This window comes from Halalkalicoccus sp. CGA53 (assembly GCF_036429475.1).
In the GTDB taxonomy this organism is placed as follows: domain Archaea; phylum Halobacteriota; class Halobacteria; order Halobacteriales; family Halalkalicoccaceae; genus Natronorarus; species Natronorarus salvus.
The window spans coordinates 2,242,857-2,262,202 of record NZ_CP144125.1 but is presented as its reverse complement, the minus strand read 5'-3'; the positions used below and the strand labels follow the sequence as shown (position 1 = coordinate 2,262,202).

Annotated in this window: 20 protein-coding genes; 15 read left to right on the top strand and 5 right to left on the bottom strand. The window is 67.2% G+C overall.

Translation table 11 applies throughout. The annotated features are described in order from the left end of the window. The first annotated feature begins 172 nt into the window (after nucleotides 1-172). The 6 genes from V2L32_RS13425 to V2L32_RS13400 all read left to right on the top strand — a co-directional run bounded on the left by V2L32_RS13425 (nucleotide 173) and on the right by V2L32_RS13400 (nucleotide 5,827). Nucleotides 173-490, top strand: coding sequence for an AbrB/MazE/SpoVT family DNA-binding domain-containing protein (locus V2L32_RS13425; protein WP_331232945.1), 318 nt, complete (start codon nucleotides 173-175; stop codon nucleotides 488-490). After that, the gene (locus V2L32_RS13420) at nucleotides 483-953 is read left to right on the top strand and encodes a hypothetical protein (RefSeq protein ID WP_331232944.1); all 471 of its coding nucleotides are present in this window, start codon (nucleotides 483-485) and stop codon (nucleotides 951-953) included. The genes V2L32_RS13425 and V2L32_RS13420 overlap by 8 nt, the downstream gene beginning before the upstream one ends. A gap of 37 nt (nucleotides 954-990) precedes the next feature. Further along, nucleotides 991-1,536, top strand: a complete 546-nt coding sequence (locus V2L32_RS13415; RefSeq protein ID WP_409348372.1) for a poly(R)-hydroxyalkanoic acid synthase subunit PhaE — start codon at nucleotides 991-993, stop codon at nucleotides 1,534-1,536. After that, on the top strand, nucleotides 1,533-2,987 hold the full coding sequence (locus V2L32_RS13410; RefSeq protein ID WP_331232942.1) for a PHA/PHB synthase family protein: 1,455 nt from the start codon (nucleotides 1,533-1,535) through the stop codon (nucleotides 2,985-2,987). Before V2L32_RS13415 ends, V2L32_RS13410 begins: the two co-directional genes overlap by 4 nt. A gap of 106 nt (nucleotides 2,988-3,093) precedes the next feature. Beyond that, complete coding sequence (locus V2L32_RS13405; protein ID WP_331232941.1) at nucleotides 3,094-3,837, top strand: beta-ketoacyl-ACP reductase; 744 nt, start codon at nucleotides 3,094-3,096, stop codon at nucleotides 3,835-3,837. Between the two features lie 373 nt (nucleotides 3,838-4,210). After that, on the top strand, nucleotides 4,211-5,827 hold the full coding sequence (locus V2L32_RS13400) for an ABC transporter substrate-binding protein (RefSeq protein WP_331232940.1): 1,617 nt from the start codon (nucleotides 4,211-4,213) through the stop codon (nucleotides 5,825-5,827). 32 nt (nucleotides 5,828-5,859) lie between these two features. On the opposite strand, the gene V2L32_RS13395 is transcribed toward V2L32_RS13400, so the two are convergent. Together V2L32_RS13395 and V2L32_RS13390 are read right to left on the bottom strand one after the other, a co-directional pair. Then, nucleotides 5,860-7,749 (bottom strand): multicopper oxidase family protein, encoded by a 1,890-nt coding sequence (locus tag V2L32_RS13395; RefSeq protein ID WP_331232939.1) that lies wholly within the window; start codon nucleotides 7,747-7,749, stop codon nucleotides 5,860-5,862. Between the two features lie 500 nt (nucleotides 7,750-8,249). Beyond that, entirely contained in the window at nucleotides 8,250-8,909 is a 660-nt protein-coding gene (locus tag V2L32_RS13390) for a DUF1028 domain-containing protein (protein WP_331232937.1), read from the bottom strand. 139 nt (nucleotides 8,910-9,048) lie between these two features. On the opposite strand from V2L32_RS13390, the gene V2L32_RS13385 reads away from it, so the two are divergent. Together V2L32_RS13385 and V2L32_RS13380 are read left to right on the top strand one after the other, a co-directional pair. Then, nucleotides 9,049-10,203: a thiolase family protein gene (locus V2L32_RS13385; protein ID WP_331232936.1), complete on the top strand. Its 1,155-nt coding sequence runs from the start codon at nucleotides 9,049-9,051 to the stop codon at nucleotides 10,201-10,203. Beyond that, on the top strand, nucleotides 10,200-10,550 hold the full coding sequence (locus tag V2L32_RS13380; RefSeq protein ID WP_331232935.1) for a nucleic acid-binding protein: 351 nt from the start codon (nucleotides 10,200-10,202) through the stop codon (nucleotides 10,548-10,550). Before V2L32_RS13385 ends, V2L32_RS13380 begins: the two co-directional genes overlap by 4 nt. Here the strand turns inward: V2L32_RS13380 and V2L32_RS13375 are convergent. Together V2L32_RS13375 and V2L32_RS13370 are read right to left on the bottom strand one after the other, a co-directional pair. Further along, entirely contained in the window at nucleotides 10,547-11,257 is a 711-nt protein-coding gene (locus tag V2L32_RS13375) for a DUF7547 family protein (RefSeq protein ID WP_331232934.1), read from the bottom strand. The two genes, V2L32_RS13380 and V2L32_RS13375, sit on opposite strands and share 4 nt — an antisense overlap. 40 nt (nucleotides 11,258-11,297) lie before the next feature. Next, the gene (locus V2L32_RS13370; protein WP_331232933.1) at nucleotides 11,298-12,392 is read right to left on the bottom strand and encodes an NADH:flavin oxidoreductase/NADH oxidase; all 1,095 of its coding nucleotides are present in this window, start codon (nucleotides 12,390-12,392) and stop codon (nucleotides 11,298-11,300) included. A gap of 97 nt (nucleotides 12,393-12,489) precedes the next feature. Here V2L32_RS13370 and V2L32_RS13365 point away from each other — a divergent pair, with 97 nt between their 5' ends. Both V2L32_RS13365 and V2L32_RS13360 read left to right on the top strand, forming a co-directional pair. Beyond that, entirely contained in the window at nucleotides 12,490-13,329 is an 840-nt protein-coding gene (locus V2L32_RS13365; RefSeq protein ID WP_331232932.1) for a Nif3-like dinuclear metal center hexameric protein, read from the top strand. Nucleotides 13,330-13,373: 44 nt separating this feature from the next. Next, on the top strand, nucleotides 13,374-13,529 hold the full coding sequence (locus tag V2L32_RS13360; RefSeq protein WP_331232931.1) for a hypothetical protein: 156 nt from the start codon (nucleotides 13,374-13,376) through the stop codon (nucleotides 13,527-13,529). Between the two features lie 93 nt (nucleotides 13,530-13,622). Here the strand turns inward: V2L32_RS13360 and dpsA are convergent, their stop codons facing one another. Further along, entirely contained in the window at nucleotides 13,623-14,171 is a 549-nt protein-coding gene (gene dpsA, locus V2L32_RS13355) for a DNA starvation/stationary phase protection protein DpsA (RefSeq protein ID WP_331232930.1), read from the bottom strand. Between the two features lie 150 nt (nucleotides 14,172-14,321). Here dpsA and V2L32_RS13350 point away from each other — a divergent pair, with 150 nt between their 5' ends. The 5 genes from V2L32_RS13350 (at nucleotide 14,322) to V2L32_RS13330 (ending at nucleotide 19,344) form a co-directional block, all read left to right on the top strand. Beyond that, complete coding sequence (locus V2L32_RS13350; RefSeq protein ID WP_331232929.1) at nucleotides 14,322-15,293, top strand: carbohydrate kinase family protein; 972 nt, start codon at nucleotides 14,322-14,324, stop codon at nucleotides 15,291-15,293. A 105-nt stretch (nucleotides 15,294-15,398) separates the two neighbouring features. Next, entirely contained in the window at nucleotides 15,399-16,541 is a 1,143-nt protein-coding gene (locus V2L32_RS13345; RefSeq protein ID WP_331232927.1) for a YhjD/YihY/BrkB family envelope integrity protein, read from the top strand. 48 nt (nucleotides 16,542-16,589) lie between these two features. Then, nucleotides 16,590-17,060, top strand: a complete 471-nt coding sequence (locus V2L32_RS13340; RefSeq protein ID WP_331232926.1) for a YbaK/EbsC family protein — start codon at nucleotides 16,590-16,592, stop codon at nucleotides 17,058-17,060. 86 nt (nucleotides 17,061-17,146) lie between these two features. Beyond that, the gene (locus V2L32_RS13335) at nucleotides 17,147-17,830 is read left to right on the top strand and encodes a hypothetical protein (protein ID WP_331232925.1); all 684 of its coding nucleotides are present in this window, start codon (nucleotides 17,147-17,149) and stop codon (nucleotides 17,828-17,830) included. Nucleotides 17,831-17,943: 113 nt separating this feature from the next. After that, entirely contained in the window at nucleotides 17,944-19,344 is a 1,401-nt protein-coding gene (locus V2L32_RS13330; protein WP_331232924.1) for a metal ABC transporter substrate-binding protein, read from the top strand. Nucleotides 19,345-19,346: the final 2 nt, after the last annotated feature.

The window sequence follows — 19,346 nt, the reverse complement described above, 5'->3', positions numbered from 1 at the left end:
GTGGAGGTCTGTCCGACTGCTACTCGGCAACCCGTCCTCAAAGTGGTTTCGATACCCATGCTAGGTGTATACACGCGTAATAGGAGCGGGGCTGGTCACTGAAACCATTTAATGGTATCAGATGGTTTCAAACGGCAAGCTTTATCCGTGTGGCCCACCTCGTACCGAGTAGATGACGAACGAAGCCGACGATGTGTCGTGGCCCCCGGCGCTGTTCGCAGAACAGCTCCAGGAGGCGGGCGAGGAGGCGGTCGAACGCCAGCAGCGGCTGTTCGGTCAGTGGCTGTCGAGCATGGGGGGGACGCCGACGCAGGGCGGATTCGGCCCGCTCGGCCCGATGAACATGGGCGCTGCGACGTTCAAGGCCCGTGTCCAGAGCGGCGGCCGCATCAGCATCCCCGATGCCGAGCGGGAGGCCCTCGACATCGACGAGGGCGACATCGTTCAGGCGATCGTCATTCCGGTCAAACGAGGTTCCAACAATGAGTAACGCATACACGTTCGCACCAGTATTCGAAGCACAGCGCACCGCAATCGAGCAGAGCCACGAGGCGTTCAAACGCGGCGTCGAGCTCCAGCACGACATGGCACAGGCGATGGTCGGCGGCTTCGACGCACAGAAGTCCGCCCAGAAACAGGGCGTCACGGCGACCAAGAGCGCCATGCACGCGACGATCGACGCCTGGGAGGCGTCGCTGCCCGCCGACGCGGAGGGCTTCGACGACCTCCGTACGGTGATCGACGAGCAGTTCGACGCCGCAGACGAGATCCACGACCAGTCGTGGGACACCTTCGAGCACCTCGTCGAGGAGAACCTGGACTCCTACGAGGCGTTCTCGGACAGCACCCTCGCGATGCTCGACGACGGCGTCGAGGCCGCCCTCGAGGCGAACGAGCAGGCAGAGGCCCAGACCGAGTCCGCCGCCGACGCGGTCGACGTCGACGTCGAATAGCGCCGACTTTTTCACCCCGAGCACCCTACCAGCCACCATGTCAGACGCCGAAATACCGATGTCAGAACCAGATCACTGGAACGAGTTCATGGACGCGATGAACGAGAGCTTCGCACAGGCGCTCGAACAGAACGTCGAGGCACAGTCACAGTTCGTCGAGTCCTGGGTCGAGTCGCTCGAGCGAGCGACCGAGGAGGAACAGGTCAAAGAGGGCGTCGAGGGCTACGCGAAGGCCTACGAGACGTGGATGAGCGCCGCCCAGGAGAGCTTCGAGCGGTCGGGCGACGCGATGGCTGGCGAGGATGTCTCGCCCGAGGAGTTCCGGGACATATGGCTCTCGGCGGCCAACGAGGCGTTCAAGGACGTCACCGCCACTTCCGCGTTCGCCGCCGCGACCGGCCAGAGCGTCGAACAGGCGCTCGACCTCCAGCAGCAGGCCGACGAGGCCGCGGAGGAAACGCTTCACACCCTCGGCTTCGCCACCCGCGGCGACGTCCTCGAGGTGGGTGAGCGCCTGCTCGAGGTCGAGCGGAGACAGCACGCCATCGAGAAGAAGCTCGACCAGCTGCTCGAGGACCGATGACGGTCAACCCCTTCATCACCAGTCTCGACCTCTACCGCCAGGGCTGGACAGCGGCCGCGGAGGCGGTCGAGAAGGGCACCGTCGCGCCCGACCGAGCCGAGACGATGGGCGACGTCGAGATCGCGGGCACCCCGAACGAGGTCGTCTACGAGGAGAACAAACTCGAGCTGCGCCACTACGAGGCCCAGACCGACGAACAGCACGACGTCCCGATCCTGATCGTCTACGCGCTGATCAACAAGCCGACGATCCTCGACCTCCAGCCCGATCGGAGCGTCGTCAGAACGCTCCTGGAGCAGGGCTTCGACGTCTACCTGATCGACTGGAACGAGCCGTCGCTGATGGACGCGAACCTCACGCTCGAGGACTACGTCGACCGCTACATGGACAACTGCGTCGACGTCGTCAGAGAGCGCTCGGGCCAGGACTCGATCAACGTCCTCGGCTACTGCATGGGCGGGACGATGAGCGTGATGTACGCCGCGCTCCACCCCGAGAAGGTCCGGAACCTCGGCCTGATGGCCGCCGGGCTCTGTTTCGCCGGCGACGGCGGGCTGCTCGAGCTCTGGGGTGACGAGGAGCACTACTCCCCCGAGAAGGTCGTCGAGACGTTCCACAACGCGCCCGCAGACTTCCTCGACGCCGGCTTCGCGCTGATGGAGCCGGTCGAGAACCTCGTCTCGAAGTACGTCAGGCTCTACGACAACATCGAGAACGAGGAGTTCGTCGAGAACTTCGCGCGCATGGAGCGCTGGGTCAGCGACGGGATCGACGTCTCGGGCACGACCTACCGCCAGTTCTTAGAGGAGATCTACCAGGAAAACAAGCTCGCGGAGAACGAGCTCTACCTCGGCGACCAGCATATCGACCTGGGGAAGATCGAGATGCCGATCCTCCAGATCGTCGGCGAGTACGACCACCTGATCCCGCCGGAGGCGAGCACCTCGTTCAACGACCTCGTCGCGAGCGAGGACACGACCGCGATCGAGTTCCCGACGGGCCACATCGGGCTGTCGGTCTCCTCGCGTTCGCACGAACAGCTCTGGCCCGAGGTCTGTGAATGGTACGCCGAACGCTCCGCGGTCGAGGAGGACGTCGACGCGGAGGGCGAGGCGGAGGCAGACGACGAGGAGCCGGAGGCCGCACACGCCCAGGACCCCGCTGGCGACGAGACCGCCCCCGAGGACGGCGAACTCGACGAGACGTCCGGCGCGGCCGACGCGGCCGAGGACGGGGACTCCCAGTCGATGCTCTCCGACGTCGACGAAGAGGGCCTCGAGCGGATCGACGGGATCGGCCCCTCCTACGCAGACCGCCTCGCCGAGGTGGGCATCGAGGAGCTCGCCGACCTGGCCGATGCGGACGCCGACGCGCTCGCCGACGAGATCGACGTCGGGGCCTCGCGCGTCGAGCGCTGGGTCGACCAGGCGAACGACCAGGTCTCCGACTGACGACGGCTCTCCGATCTCGTTTCGGCCTTCGATCCACCACGTATCTTAATGGGGGAGCGTAGCCCATGTCGGGTATCGGATCGGGCCGCCCGGTCCGGGGAGACACATGGGACTCGACAATCGTACGTGCTTGATCACTGGATCGTCGCGAGGAATCGGCAGAGGGATCGCAGAGGAGCTGGCCGCCGAGGGCGCACAGGTCGTCGTCAACTACCGGGCGTCGGCCGCCGCGGCGGAGAACGTCGTGGCAGACATCACGGACGCGGGCGGGGAGGCGATCGCCTCGCAGGCCGACGTCACCGACGAGGAGGAGATCGACGCGATGCGCGAGGAGATCCACGACGCGTTCGGCCCCGTCGACGTACTCGTGAACAACGCGGGTATCAACGTCGATACGCTGTTCGAGGAGATGACGCGGGCGGAGTGGGACCGCGTGATCGAGGTCGACCTCACCGGGGCGTTCGTCTGTTCGAAGGCCTTCTTCGACGACATCAAGGCGGCCGAGCACGGCCGGCTGATCAACATCTCGTCGGTCGTCGGCAAACAGGGCAACCTCGGACAGGCGAACTACGCCGCGGCCAAGAGCGGGATGTTCGGGCTCACGCGCACGCTCGCGCTCGAACTCGCGAAGAGTGGGTCGACCGCGAACTGCGTCGCGCCAGGGTTCACCGCGACCGAGATGGTCACCGGCATCCCCGAACGGGTACAGAACAAGATCCGCGAGGAGATCCCGCTCGGCCGGTTCGCGACGGTCGAGGAGGTCGCCTCTGTCGTCCGGTTCGTCGCCAGCGACGAGGCCTCCTACATCACGGGCGAGGTCCTCGACGTCAACGGCGGCATGGACCTGTAAGTACCTCACTCCCGTTACGTGTGACTATCGATCGCGGTCCCGGAACGTCGGTCTCCATCCGGGCCCGACGGGACTCGCTGTGTCGACGGTGAGCGCCACGTCGTCGCGGGTTCGAGGTGGTACTTTTCCCACGCGGATGCAGGGTATTTATATACCCAGATCCGTTACCACCGGCTGGCGCGATACGAGACGACTGTCCTCGCGTTCGCGCCCACCCCATGAGCATTCGATCGGTGGGCCGCCTCGGTGGCACACCGATTCAATTGCCGGATACCCCGCGAGAGCGTTCAGGACGGCGCCGGCGGACGGATCGGGCGTGCTTGGAGTTCGCCGCTAACGAAACCGTCTTGGGCGGTAGCTTCGGATCACGTGTATGAGTGGTAAGCTCACGATCGGGCGGCGAACGGTGTTGCGGTACGCGGGTGCCGGCGCGGTCTCGGCCATTCTCGCGGGGTGTGTCGGCGACGAGGAGCCCGATCCGAACGAGGAGGAAGACGAGGAAGCGGAGGACTCCGACGGTGCGTCCGACGAGGCGAGCGACCCCGACGAGGAGGGGATCACGGTCGTGCAGGACGCGATCGGGACGACGCTCGACCCGCACGCCCACCGCGAGGCGGTGACGACGCGGACGCTCTCACAGACCTACGAGGGGCTGATCCGTCGGGATCGGGACGCCGAGATCATCGCCGTGCTCGCGACGGACTACGAGCGGGTCGACGACGAGACGGTCCGCTTCGAGATCCGAGAGGACGTCGAGTTCCACGACGGCTCGGAGCTGACCCCCGAGGACGTCGCCTACAGCATCCGCCGGATGGTCGATCCGGACGTAGGAATCGCGAGCCCGCAGGCCGATCAGCTCTCGGGAGTGGTCGGCGCGGAGGTGACCGACGACGGCGCGGTCGACGTGCTGATGGACACGGTGAACCCGGCGGTCTTCTCGCTGTTCGCCGCCTACATGACCGTCGTGAGCGAGGAGTGGGTCGAGTCGCGCGACCCGGACGAGGTCGCGACCGACATGAACGGGACCGGACCGTACCGGATCGAGGAGTACGAAGAGGACGTCGAACTCTCGCTCACCCGGTTCGAGGGGTACTGGGACGACGAGCCCGCGATCCCGGCGGTGACCTTCCAGGGCCAGCCCGAGACGAGCACCCGGTACAGCGCGCTCGCCGCGGGCGAGGCCGACTTCATCACCGACCTCCACCCCGACGACGCACCGAGCGTCGAGGACGACCCGGAGCGGCGGGTGGACTCCTCGCCGGCGACCCGGATCGTCTACGTCGCGATGCGCTACGACGTCGAGCCCTTCGACAGCGTCGAGTTCCGTCAGGCGATGAACTACGCGATCGACCTGGAGGCGATCATCGAGTCGGTACTCTCGGGCTTCGGCGAGCCGACGAGTCAGCCCTCGATGGAGGGCTTCTTCGGGTTCAACCCCGACCTGGACCCCTACCCGTACGACCCGGATCGGGCCGCGGAGCTAGTGAGTGAAAGCGGCTACACCGACGTCGACATCGAACTGCACACCCCGATCGGCGACGTCTTCGGCGACGTCGAGGTCGCCCAGGCCGCGGCGGGCTACATCGACGAGCTGGAGGGCGTCTCCTGTGAGGTCCAACAGCGCGAGTTCGGCTCGCTCGTCGACGAACTGCTCGACGGCGATATCGAGACCTCCCCCGAGATGTACCTGATCAGCTGGGGCAACGCCACCTTCGAGACGAGCGCGATCGCGATGCCGCCGCTCTCCTCGACCGGAGCGATCACGTCCTTCAGCGACGAGGGGGTAGACGACCTCTTCGCGCAGGCCGAAGCCGAGCCGGACCTCGACGAGAGAGAGGAGCTCTACTTCGAGATCAACGAACGGCTCCACGAGCTCGCGCCGTGGGTCTTCCTCCACCAGCACTACAACATCTACGGGATCGACGAGCGGATCGAGTGGGAGCCGCGGATCGACGAACAGATCTACGTCCGCGAGATGGGGCTCCGGTAACTCCTCCCGTCCGTCGTCCCAACGGGAGGGGATCAGCCCTTCTCGTCCCCCTGTTCGTCGTCCCTCGCGTCCTTTTTCTTCAGATCCCGGTGTTCTCTCTTCTCGCCCTCAACGATCACGTACGGTCGCATCATCTCGTGGTCCTCGTGTTCGAGAATATGGCAGTGCCAGACGAACTCGCCGGGATGGTCCGCGAACAGCCCGTCGAACTTCCCGAAGTGGGCGATGATCCGCGTCACCTCCTCGGGGTTCGCGTTGACGGTGTCCTTCCACCCCCCTTCGTTCGGCTCCGGCGGCTGCTCGTCACCGGTCGGAACGACCTCGCCGCTGGCTTCGAACTCGGCGACGTCGAACGGCTGGCGGCCGAGGACCTGGAACTGCACCGCGTGGAGGTGGATCGGGTGCGTGTCCTCGGTCAGGTTCACCAGGTTCCAGATCTCCGTCGTTCCGAGCGTCGGCTTCTCCGTGATCGGGTCGTCCCACTCAAGCCCATCGAGCAGCAACAGGAGCCTGTCGAACTCGTCGGTCGCCTCCTCGAGCGCCAGGTTTCGTTCGACGACCGCGTCGCCTTCGGGGATCTCGGGGACGGCCTCGCCCTTCTTCACCTTCTCGTCGTCGTTCTTCTCGTCCTTCTTCCGCCTGACCGTGAACGTCGACGGGATTCGACTCTCGTCGTCGACCGATTTATCCGCGACGTCGAAGCGCATGAGCTTCGGCAGCGGCGCGTCGTCGCCGCCGAACGGGAACGGCGTCGGGGCGTCGTTGTGTAAGAGCAGCGACCGTCCGGCGAACCCGGAGAAGTCGACGATCACGTCGGCGCGCTCGGCCGGGCCGAGCAACAGGCGCTCGTCGATCGTCACCGGCTCGTTCAGGAATCCGCCGTCGCTCCCGATCTGGACGAACTCCGGTCCGGCCGCCCCGTCCGAGTCGAACTCGGTCAGCTGCATGTCGTAAAACCGGCTGTTCGACCCGTTGATCATCCGGAACCGGTACTTCCGCGGCTCCACGTCGAGTTTCGGCCACACCTTCCCGTTGACGACAGCTGTGTCGCCGAAGAACTCCGGAACGACGCTCGGCGAGGGGAGGCCCTCGCCGTCTTCCCCCTCGGGGTAGAACAGCGAGCCGTCCTCGTCGAACGACCGGTCCTGGACGATCAGCGGGATCTCGTACCTCCCGCTCGGTAGATCGTACCGTTCTTCCTTCGGGTCGCGAACGAGATACGCGCCCGCGAGCCCCGCGTAGACGTTCAGCCGCGTGATCCCGAGCGCGTGGTCGTGGTACCAGAGCGTCGCCGGCGGCTGGGTGTTGTCGTACTCGTAGACCCGTTTACGGAAGAGATCACCCGTCTGCTCGAACCCGCGGGTGAACCACGCCTCCGGGTAGCCGTCGCTCTCGGGCTCGGTCGCCCCGCCGTGGAGGTGGACGACGGTCCGCACCGCGGGATACCGTTCGCCAGCGCCGTGGAGCGTCGTGTCGAGCGGAAGGAGGTGCTCGTCGGGGAGGTCGTTCCTCCAGAGGACGTCGACCCGCTCGTTCTGTTCGACCTCGATCGTCGGGCCGGGGTACGTCCCCTCGTAGCCCCACAGCGTCGTCTCGGGGAGATCTCGGTGGAGTCGCTGGGTGAACTCCGTCATCGCGACCTCGTAGTACGTCGCACCGTGACGTGCCCTCTCTTCCCCGTCGCTCGATTCGAGGAGTGGCGGGATCGGGAGGTCGTCAACGAACGGCTCGAGATCGGGCGAACAGTGATCGATCGTCAGCCCGTCCGCGTGTGATCCCCCACCCTCCGAGGCCGCCCCGGGCACGCCGAAGAGGGCCGCCGAGCCGAGCGCCCCGACGCCCTGGAGCCACCGCCGGCGGGAGGTTCGCCACGGATCGTTCGACCGGTGATCCGGATCGTCTATCTGCGAGTTCGGTGTCATTGCAGGCCGGCCGATCGTTCAGGAGGTTTGACTGTTGTTATTGCCACACATATCCAGTAACGAGAGCGTTCCACTCCGTTCCGGGGGGCGTATCTCCGTCGAGCCGTCCGTACGTGAGCACGGCGACCGGACCGTACTCCGGCGGGTTCTCCCTCGGTCGACTCACGGTCGAGAGCCGTGACGCACCGCAAGGGGCGCTTTCCGAGACGAGAGTGAGGGTACACACGGTGTGACTGAACAGCGACGTCGACCGCGGGCGATCGAGGCGCCGTGCGCAGCGGGGCGAACGGAGCGGCCCGAACACACGCGTTCCGAATTCGCCGGTAGCGGCCGGGATACCGAACGCGTCGAAAGGCCGTCCGAACGGTGGAGAGCCGACATTCGAGCGGAGAGAAGTCGTCGCTCGACACAGGAACCGGCTCCTGTAACTCGTCGGGAAGTCCACCGTTTGGCGAACAGTTCACCCGTCGTACCGGTGTCCCACGGGTGGCCGTCGTCGCTCAGCCGAGCGGCGGCACCCGCTGGAGATCCATCACCGGGTTCTCCTCCCGCCACTCCTCGTGCTGGTCGAGCGCTACCCCGTGGAGTCGTCGGAGTTCGCGAACGGGATCATCGTCGTCGTCGACTCTGAGATCGTCCGCGAGGGACGGCTCCGGACTGTACACCCTGAGTGCGGCGCTCTGGGCGAGCTCCGCGCGCTTGTCGCCGCCGGCGTCCTCGCCGGCCTCCAGCGCGTCGAGGAGTCGTTCTCGCAGGGGTCCCTCGCCTCCCTCAAACCCCTCGACGATCGCGTCGACGACGGCCTCCCCCGTCAGCATGTTCCCCGCGACGGTGTATCCCTCGCCCTCGCGACCGCCGAACCACTCGACACAGTCGGTACCCGAGTGGATCACCGACCCGCCCCAGCGGTCGACGCCGTGGAGCTGTCGTTCGTTCGCCCCCTCGTCCCGGGCGACGAGCGTCGAAGCCGCTTCCTCGACTCCACACCCCCGATCGAGGAGCCGTTTGGTACGGACGCCGAGCGGGATGCTGACCGACGCCTGCGTCGAGAGCGCGCCGTTTCGCGAGACGAACGGGGCGAGCGATCCCACGGTCGGGGCTTTCGTCGCGATGGCGACGCCGTGGCAAGTCCCGTCCGTGGCGCAGATCGAGTACGTCATGCGAGCGGATCGGAGCGAGCCCGCTTAACGGTATCCGACGGCTCGGCGTCACGTCTGCGGAGGAGTGTACGTGGGGGATACGGCGGTCTACGCTCGCACGGACCACAGCATCTATAGCCCGGCCCCGAGAGGGTGAGCCATGGATCGCGTAGCGATCATCGGGGCGTCGATGACCCAGTTCGGCAAGCGTGAGGGATGGCTCCGGGACCTGCTCGTCGAGGCGGCGACCGCCTGTCTCGACGACGTGGGTGTCGAGGGCCACGACCTGGATCACCTCTACGTCTCGAACATGGCGTCGGGGGAGTTCGAGGGCCAGACCGGGGTGATGAACATGCTCGCACACGACATCGGTGCGCTCCCGGTCTACACCCAACGGATCGACCAGACCAGTTCGAGCGGCGGCTCGGGCGCCTACGCCGCCTGCCAGTCGATCGCGAGCGGGGCGAGCGAGCTCACGCTGCTCGTCGGTGGCGAGAAGATGACCCATCGAAGTACGGCAGAATCGACCGACGTGATCGCCTCGATCGCCCACCCTGTCGAGTACAAACACGGCGTCACGCTGCCGAGTTTCGCCGGCTTGACCGCTAGATACTACCTCGAGAAGTACGACGCGCCGCGAGAGAGCCTCGCGAAGGTCGCGGTGAAGAACCACAGAAACGGCGTCGACAACCCACACGCGCAGTTCCAGAAGGAGGTCGACCTGGAGACGGTCCTCGAGTCGCCGATCGTCGCCGATCCGCTCAGACTCTACGACTTCTGTCCGATCACGGATGGGTCGGCCGCGCTCCTGTTCTGTCCCGAGGAGGTCGCGAGCGAGTACACCGACGACTACGTCGTCGTCTCGGGCGTCGCGGGCGCGACCGACACCCACGTCGTCCACGAACGGCTCGACCCCTCGGTGATGGGGGGAGTGGTAGAAAGCGGGCGGAAGGCGTTCCAGATGGCCGGTCTCGAACCCGACGATATCGACGTCGCCGAACTCCACGACATGTTCACGATCCTCGAGTTCCTCCAGAGCGAGGGGCTCGGCTTCTTCGAGAAGGGAGCGGGCTGGAAGGCGATCGACGAGGGGAAGACCGACAGGGACGGCGAACTCCCGGTGAACACGTCCGGGGGACTCAAGTCGAAGGGGCACCCGCTCGGTGCGAGCGGCGTCGCCCAGATCTACGAGATCTACACACAGCTGACCGGCGACGCCGGTCCGAGACAGGTCGAGGCGGAGGTCGGGCTGACCTGTAACGTCGGCGGGTTCGGGAACTGCGTCTCTACTACGATCATGGAGGCAGGACGATGAAGGCGACCAAGTACGACGACGGCACGATCACGTATCCGGGCCACCCGGTCGGGCCGAAAGGCGGTGCGCCGGTCGAGGAGATCGACCTCACCGAACTCACCGCCGAGGTAGTGACCTGGACGACGAGCACAGCCACCCCACCCGGCGTCAGGGCGCCGAACCACCTCGCGATCGTCGAGTTCGAAGTCGAGGCACAGCCGGTGCGAGCGCTCGGTCAGTGTACCGAACCTGTCGAGATCGGCCAGACCGTCAGGCCGGTCTACGTCGAGGAACTCAGGGATCCCGACGCGGGCATCAGAGAGCCCGAGAGCCAGGAGTGGGACGGCTACCGCTTCGAGCCGGTCTAGTCCCGGTCGGCGTCGTCGTCCGCGTCATCCTCCTCCGCACGGCCCCCCTCCTCCGCACGCTCCTCGCCGCCCGCTTCGTCCCCTCCCTCCTCCAGGTCGCCACCCTCGAGTTCCGCCTTGATCGAGTCGATCTCCTCGTCGACGTCGATCTCGATCGGCGTCCCCTCCCGGTCGGGCTCCGTCCGCTCGGTGTCGGTCCGCTCCGACCGCTCCGATCCCTCCTCGCGGGCGGTGCGCTCGCCGTTTCTCGATCCGTCGATCCGGTCCGCGATCTCCCCGCGGAGCCGGCGGGCGTCCTCGACTATCTCCCGGGCGTTCTCGTCGCGTGGGAGGGTGCCCTCGTCGAGCGCGCGCTGGAGGTCCTCGACCGTGCGGTCGAGTCGTGTGAGCGCGCTTTTACCCACCGATTCCGCCCGTCGTCGCGCTCTCGTCCCCTCCACGGCCCCGCGATCGGGATCGAGGAGATGGAGCGCACCACGCACGAGTTCGAGCGCCTTGATGTTCGCCTCCAGCACCGCGATCGCCGCGGGGATCGCGAACTCGTCGGCGAAGCGGATCAGCTCGCCCGGTGTCGGCGGTCTGGGCAGGCCGAGCGGCCCCGTCGGCGGCGGCCGCATCTCCCCCTCTAACCGGTCGCGAAGCGTCGAGAGCTCGCGTCTGAGCTCGTCGACCTGCTCCTCTAGGTCGTCGTCTCGCTCGTCGGCCATACCCGACATAGCGTGCGAGAGTGGAAAAAGGTGAGGCGACTCAGAACCCGCGCTGGTACTGCTCGGGCACCCGAACCCGATCGGTCGCACCCAGTGCCTCCGCGGCACGGACCGGGAAGTACGGGTCCCGGAGGAACTCCCGACCGACGATAGCCAGGTCCGCTCGGCCGTTTCCGATCAGCGCGTCGGCCTGTTCCGGTGTCGTGATCCCCCCGACCGCGCCGATCGCGATATCGGACTCGCTCTCCTCCCCGATCTCCTCCGCGAGTCCGACCTGGTAGTTCGGTCCGATTCGAGGGATCTCCTGGTCGGGGTGGATCCCGCCCGAGGAGACGTCGATCAGGTCCGCACCGACCTCGGCGAGACCGTCGGCCAGCCGCGCGGAGTCGGAGACGGTCCAGGACTCGCGATCGGGGAGCCAGTCGGTCGCGGAGATCCTGACGAAGACGGGCTTGTCGTCGGGCCACACCGCCCGCACCGCCTCCGTCACCTCGACTGCGAGTCGCGCGCGGTCCTCGAAGCTCCCGCCGTAGTCGTCGGTGCGGTGGTTGGAAACCGGCGAGAGGAACTCGTGGAGCAGGTAGCCGTGGGCGGCGTGGACCTCCGCGACCTCGAACCCGGCGGCGAGCGCGCGCCGGGCGGCCGCTTCGAACGAACCGATCACGTCCTCGATGTCGCCACTGTCCATCTCCCCGACCTCGACAGGGTCCTCGTGGCCCGGATACGGGAGCGCGCTCGGCGCGATCGCGTCCCACCCGCCCTCGGCGTGCGAGAGGGGCTCGCCGCCCTCCCAGGGTCGGCTCGTGCTCGCCTTCCGGCCGGCGTGGGCGAGCTGGATCGCGGGGACCGATCCCTGCTCGGCGACGAACGAGGCGATCGGGCGCAACGCCTCGGCGTGTTCGTCGCTCCAGATCCCGAGGTCCTCCGGCGAGATCCGCCCTCTCGGCTCGACGGCGGTCGCCTCGGTCATCACGATCCCCGCGCGACCGACCGCGCGGCTCCCGAGGTGGACGCGGTGCCACTCGGTCGCGACCCCGTCCCGGTCCTCGCAGGAGTACTGGCACATCGGCGAGACCATGACGCGGTTCGGAGCCTCGGTCCCTCGCAGGCTGAGCGGCGTGAACAGGTCTGCCATCGTCCCCGATTGGGGGGCAAGCGTGAAACCCCCGACGGTTTCGGAGGGGGGTTGCCGGTTTCCCGAACTACACGACCCGACCGGCCCTCTCCCGAGTATGGGACTCAGTACGGAGGAGATCATGCAGGCCAGCCTCGACCTCGTCGGCTGGGAGGAGGTTCCCGACGACAGCACGGTCTACGTTCCCGGCGAGGACGTAGAGACCGCACTCGTCGGCATCGACCTCGGGAGTGCGGAGATACAGCTCGCCCGTTCGGAGGGATACGACCTCGCGCTCGCACACCACCCGGCGGGTGGGTCAGCCCGCACCGCGTTCACGGGCGTTCTCGACCGGGGAATCGAACTGGTGACCGACCACGGGGTACCGAAAGAGGAGGCCGAAGCGGCGCTCTCCGATCTCCGACACCGCCTCGAACTCGGCGCGCACTCGGCGAACTACCGTCACGACCCCTCGATCGCCGAACTGCTCGACCAGCCGTACATGAACGTCCACCTCGCGCCGGACGAGATCGGACGGCGACGGTTCGTCGAGGTGGCCGAAGGGATGGACGCGGACACCTCCGTCGGCGAGTTCTGCGAGACGCTCACCGGAGAGATCCCCGAACTGCGAGAGGCGGAGACCGACGTCGAACTCCGCCTCGGCGAGCCCGGAAACGACCTCGGCGAGGTAGCGGTCTACCACGCCGCGGGGACCAACGGCGGGGCGTCGGTCGCCCGGACGTTCTTCGAGAACGGCCTCGACACCGTGCTCTACATCCACGTCGGCCCGGGGGACGCGAGCGAGCTCCGCGAGGAGTTCGAGGGGGAGGGGAAGAACCTCGTCGTGACCGGCCACATCGCGAGCGACGCGATCGGTCTGAACACTTACATCGACGAACTCGAGTCGCGCGGGCTCTCCTGTGCGACGGTCTCCGGCTGCGGGATCGGTCGGGATTAGGTGGACCGAAACCTCTTTACCTTTAGGCTCGCCTAACTCCTCGTATGGCAGTACAGGGCACACAGGATTCGGGCGGCGAGGAGCCCCCGGGCCCGTTCATCTCCGCACTCACCGCCTCCCCGGAGCGGACGGTCTTCACCGAGGAGGGGAACAGCGACGGCTGGATCGCGACCGACCTGACCGTCGAGCTCCTCCGGTAGCTACTCGAGTTTCGACCGCTCTTTTCCGGTAAGACCACAGCCACCACTGCGTCGTTCTCGATCGCAAAAAACCCGGTTCTCCGTCGGGGTGGCCTACCGTTCCATCGCCTCGGAGATGACGAGCGTGTCGTCCTCGAGGTAGTGTTCGATGTGGTGGGCGTCCTCCTCGACGGTCGCTAAGACCTCGCGCAGCAGCTCCTCGGTGGCGTAGTCGCCGAGGTTGTCAGCGAGGCGGATGTGCTCTCGCAGTCCCTCGATGATGTCGCCGTAGGTCTCGAGGTCGTTCTCGAGCATCGTCCGGATGTCGTAGACGTCCTCGCCCTCGAACTCGACGGTCGCACGCTCCTCTAAGTTCGCGGGACCCGAGACGGGCACGCCGCCGAGCGCCTGCGCGCGCTCTGCGATGTGGTCGGCACCGACCTCGACGTGCTCGTAGGCCTCCTCTAAGAAGAGGTGGAGGTCGCGGAACTCCGCACCCTCGACGACCCAGTGGTGCTTTTTCAGCTGGTGGTAGAGTACGTACGAGTTCGCGAGGTCGGTGTTCAGCGCGTCGATGATCTGCTCGGCCTTCTCCTTCTCGATTCGAAGCTCGTTCTCCTCGACGGTGCCGGCTTCCTGACGGACGGTCTTCTGTACACTCATCTCGTCTCGAGGTACGGTCGCCACCCCCTTAAAGATTGATTTCGCGAACATCGGTTTTCGGTACGGAAAGATTTCTTTTCGTTCGTGGGGAAGGTGCGCCCGTCACACGGGCTCCGGCAGCGTTATTTTTCCACCGGGAGAGCGGTGTGTATGGCCGACCACGAGGTGCTGGTCGCGGGCGAGACGCTCATCGACTTCATCCCCGATCGGCCCGGGCCGCTCACGACGGTCGAGCGCTTCACCAAGCGTGCCGGGGGCGCACCCGCGAACGTCGCCGTCGCGCTCTCCCGGCTGGGAGAGGACCCGCTGTTCTGGACCCGGATCGCCCGCGACCCGTTCGGCGCGTTCTTGGCGGACACCCTCGAACGGGAGGGGATTCCCGAGCGGTTCGTAGAGCGCGACGGCGAGGCGAAGACGACGCTCGCGTTCGTCACGCACGACGAGGAGGCGAACAGGGCGTTCAGCTTCTACCGGGAGGAGACGGCGGACACCCGGCTCTCGACGGGGGCCGTCCCGAACGGGGCGTTGAGGGATCTCTCGTGGGTCCACGTCGGGGGCGTGACGCTCACCACCGAACCGGCACGCGAGGCGACGCTCGACCTCGCACGTCGGGCGCGCGAGGCGGGCTGTACGGTCTCGTTCGACCCGAACGTCAGGCCCGAACTCTGGTCCGGCGACCTCGCCGATCTCGTCGGCGAGATGCTCGCGCTCGCGCACGTCGTGAAGGCAAGCCCCGAGGACCTCCAGGGGGTGGGAATTGAGGGCGATCACGAAGCGCTCGCAGGGACGGTCTGCGAGCGTGGGCCCCACACGGCGTTGCTCACGCTCGGGGGGGAGGGTGCGCTGGCGGTGGCGACCGACGAGGCGCCCTGGAGCGGCGAGGCCCACCACCCGGGGTACGCGGTCGAACCGGTCGACACGACAGGGGCGGGCGACGCGTTCCTCGCCGGAGCGATCGCGGCGCTGGTCGGCGGCGAGGACCTGGACGAGGCGCTCGCGTTCGCGAACGCCGTCGCGTCGACCGCGACGACCGCCGAGGGCGCGATGACGGCACTCCCGGACCGCGAGGCCGTCGAGACGCTCCGCACCGACGATCCGATCGAGCGAGATCCCGGTCGGTGACCGAGCGGGATCACCCGTCTACCTGCGGGGAACCTCCTCGTTCTCCCCGGCGACGTGCCCACGCAGGCCGTCCGGCTATCCCGACCCCTGGCGTCAGCGACGGACGTGAGCGCCAGCCCCAGAGAGCTACTCCCGCTCGCGAAGGCGGTCGTGACCGGGATCAAGGAGGAGAACGTCACGTTCATGGCCGGGAGCATCGCCTACCAGGCGTTCGTCTCGCTGATACCGTTGCTCGTGCTCGTCTTCTTCCTCGTTTCGGTCGTCGGCGACGACGGGTTGGCCGCGACGGTCACGGCCACGACACGGGGTTTCCTTCCGGAGAGTGGGAACGACCTCCTCGAGGACGCGATCGCCGGCTCCGTCGCGACGACCGGTGCCTCGGCGATCGGTCTGGTGACGCTGCTGTGGGGCTCGCTCAAGATCTTCCGTGGCCTCGACACCGCGTTCTCCGAGATCTACGACTCGACGGCCGAGAACTCGTTCGTCGAGCAGCTCCGGGACGCGCTGGTCGTGTTCGTCGCGATCGGACTCGCGCTCGTCGCGGCGGCGGTCGCGAGCACCGCGTTCGCGTTCTTCCCGGACAGCGCCCTCCTCGGCCTGGTGAACCCGCTGCTGCTCGCGGTCGGACTCTCGATCGCCTTCGCCCCGATGTACTACTACTTCCCGGACGTCGACGTCACCGTGCGAGAGATCCTGCCGGGGGTGGTCGTGGCGGCCGTCGGCTGGGCCGCCCTCCAGGCGCTCTTTCAGGTGTACGTCTCGGTCGCGGCCGACTCGGAGTCCGCCGGCGCGATCGGGGCCGTACTCCTGCTTCTCACGTGGCTCTACTTCGGTGGGCTGGTACTGCTGGTCGGGGCGGTCGTGAACGCCGCCAACGGCGGTCGGCTGCCCGCGGTCTCCGACCGTTCGGAAAGCGGGTCCGAGGTGGATACGGAACTAGACGGAGTGGAGGAGGAGGAATCGAGAGCCGACGAGAGCGCTCGGGGGAGCCTCGACACCGGCGGGCCGACTCGACCCACCACACCCACGCCGCGCGAACTCGCTCCCGCGGCGGGTCCCCCCGCCGCGGAGCGGACGCGGCGACGGGAGCTGACGGACCGGGTGGACCGCCTCGAGATGGATAACGCACGCCTGCAGGCGGAGAACGACCGTCTTCGACGGGCTCTCGAGGGACGACGGGGCCCGAGGTGGCGGCGACTGCTCGGCTGGATCTCGGATCGCGTGCCCGTCGTCCGCACCTCACGGTAGCGGGCGGGTTCCTACACCTTTTCGTAGGTCGACCCTCCAGTAGCCGGTATGCACCCACGGACCGAGGCGTTCCGCGATCGTGCACGCGATGAACACGACATCAAGATCGAGGTGAGGGAGTTCCCCGAGGGGACGAAGACGGCCGCCGACGCCGCGGAGGCAGTCGGCTGCGAGGTCGCCCAGATCGCCAGCAGCATCGTGATGGACGCCGACGGCGACCTCGTGGTCGTCGTGACCAGCGGGGCGAACCGCGTGAACGAGGACCGGATCGCGGAGGTGGTGGGCGCGGAGTCGGTGGAGATGGCCGACGCCGACGGGATACGCGAGACGCTCGGCTGGTCGATCGGCGGGGTCCCCCCGATCTGTCACGACAGCGAGGTCCCGGTGCTCTTCGACGAGACGCTGCTGGAACACGACGTGGTCTGGACGGCTGCAGGCACCCCGGAAGCGGTCTTCCCGATCGACCCCGAGGAGCTCCACTCGCTCGCCGGCGCGAGACCGACCGACGTCGTCGATTAGTAATCCAGAACGATTCGATGACTCGGATTACTAATATTGCTTGGGTAGATAATAACACTTTTACTGCCATCACCGTATGACTCCGTATGGTCCAGACCAGACGGCGGATGCTGAAGCGGAGCGCGGGAGCGATCGCGGCGGCGGTCGTCGCGGGCTGTCTCGACGGCGAGGCCGACGACGACCCCACGGAGGGCGACGACGCTGTCGACGATCACGGTGACGATCACGACGACCACGACGACGAGGAGCTAGAGGACGCGCGCCTCTCGGAGTTCGAACTGATCGATCGGAAGACCGACGAGACGACCGCCTTCGTCCACGGGGGCCACTGGGACTACGGCCTCCCGCCGGTACCGCTCGACGGCCAGATCTCGCTGGGCGCGTACATCGCGGACGAAGACGGCGAGGAGATCGAACTCGGCGACGGGTACGAACTCCGGGCGGAGGTCATGGAGGGCGCCCAGGAGGGGATCGTCGACTTCGAGTTCCACGGGGACCACGTCGACGTCCTCGGCGAGGAGGAGGGGATCACCGAGATCGTCTTCCAGCTCTGGCACGACGACCACTCGGACTACGACACGCCCCCGATCGACGTCGAGGTCGCCGAGAATCCGGAGGACGTCGACGACCAGGGCGACGATCACGGTCACGACGATGATCACGCGGACGACCACGGTCACGACGACGACCACGGTCACGACGACGACCACGGTCACGACGACGATCAGGCGGACGATCACGACACTGACGACGACCACGACGACGACTGATCGGACGGTCGTCTCCGACCCGTACCGGTGAGATCGGGGCTCGCCCGGAGGGGTTGTTAACCTGGTTCGTTTGAATAATAACGCTTTTGTCGGTCCGGACGAATCTCGGACGTATGAACCACACGCGACGGGGCGTGCTCGGCGGGGTTGGCCTCCTCGCGCTCGGGACCCTGGCCGGCTGTCTGAGCGAGCCGCAAGGGGACGCAGACGACGGAGGCGGCGACGGGAATCACTCGGGCTACGCGGCGTTCTTCAGCCTCTACGACTGGGCGAACGAGGTCGGCGGGGACGCCTTCTCGTTCGAGAACCCGGTCGACGTGGGCGAGATGGGCCACGGCTGGGAACCCGACGGCGAACTCGCCGTGGACGTCGCCGAGACCGACGCGTTCGTCTACCTCGACAGCCCGGAGTTCGCCTGGGCGCAGGACCTCGCCACGACGCTCGAATCGGACTACCCGGAGGTCGCGCTGATCGACGGGATGGAGGGGCTCGGCGAGTATCTGCTACCCGGCGGCGACGGGGGCGGGGAGCTCCCGGAACCGGACGACGCCGACGTGTTCGACGGCGAGGAGGTAGAGATCGCCGAGTTCGACGTCGTCGATCCGGGAACCGGCGACGTCGTCGCCTACTGGCACGACGGCCACTGGCACGGCGGGTTCCCCGACGTCCCGCTCGAGGGCACGGCGAGCGTCGGCGGGGTGGTCGTCGACACCGAAGACCGGGTGCTCCCGCTCGGCGATGACGAGCCGTTCCAGATACGGGGGAGGGTCAGGGAGGGTGCCCAGGAGGTCGTCGAGGTCGACTCCGACGGGGAGATCGTGCGGGTCACCGGCGTCGAGGAGGGCCGCACGCAGGTGGTCTTCGAACTCGTCTCCGACGGAGAGGTGCTGTTCGACACGACGAACGACGGCCTCCCGGTCGAGGTCGTCGAGGAGGCCGGTGGGGAGAGCCCGGAGTTCTCCGACCCGCACGTCTGGGTCGACCCGGTGATCGCGACGGAGATCGTCGGGACGATCGCGGATCGTCTGGGGGAGGTCGACCCCGAGAACGCGGCGTCGTTCGAGGAGAACGCGGCGGCGTACACCGAGCGCCTCGAGGGGGTAGACGAGGCGTTCGCGGCGCTCGTCGAGGACGCGGAACGCGAGATCGGGGTCGTCGCGAGCCACGACTCGTTCCGGTACCTCGAAGCGCGCTACGGGTTCGAGCTGTACTCGCCGGTCGGGATCGCGCCGGACGACGCGGAGTCGCTCGACGACGTCGCGGGGATGATCGAGGTGGTGGAGGAACACGGGATCGATACGGTCCTCTACGACCCGTTCGAGAGCCCGGACCCGGACGAGGAGCTGCCGAGCATGGTCGAGCTGATCATAGAGAACAGCGACGCGAGCGAGGCAGCCCCCCTCACCGCCGTCGAGGGGACGACGCCCGAGTGGAACGAGGCGGGCTGGGGCTGGGTCGAGCAGATGGAAGAGATCAATATCCCGTCGCTCCGACAGGCACTCGGTGCGGAGTGAAC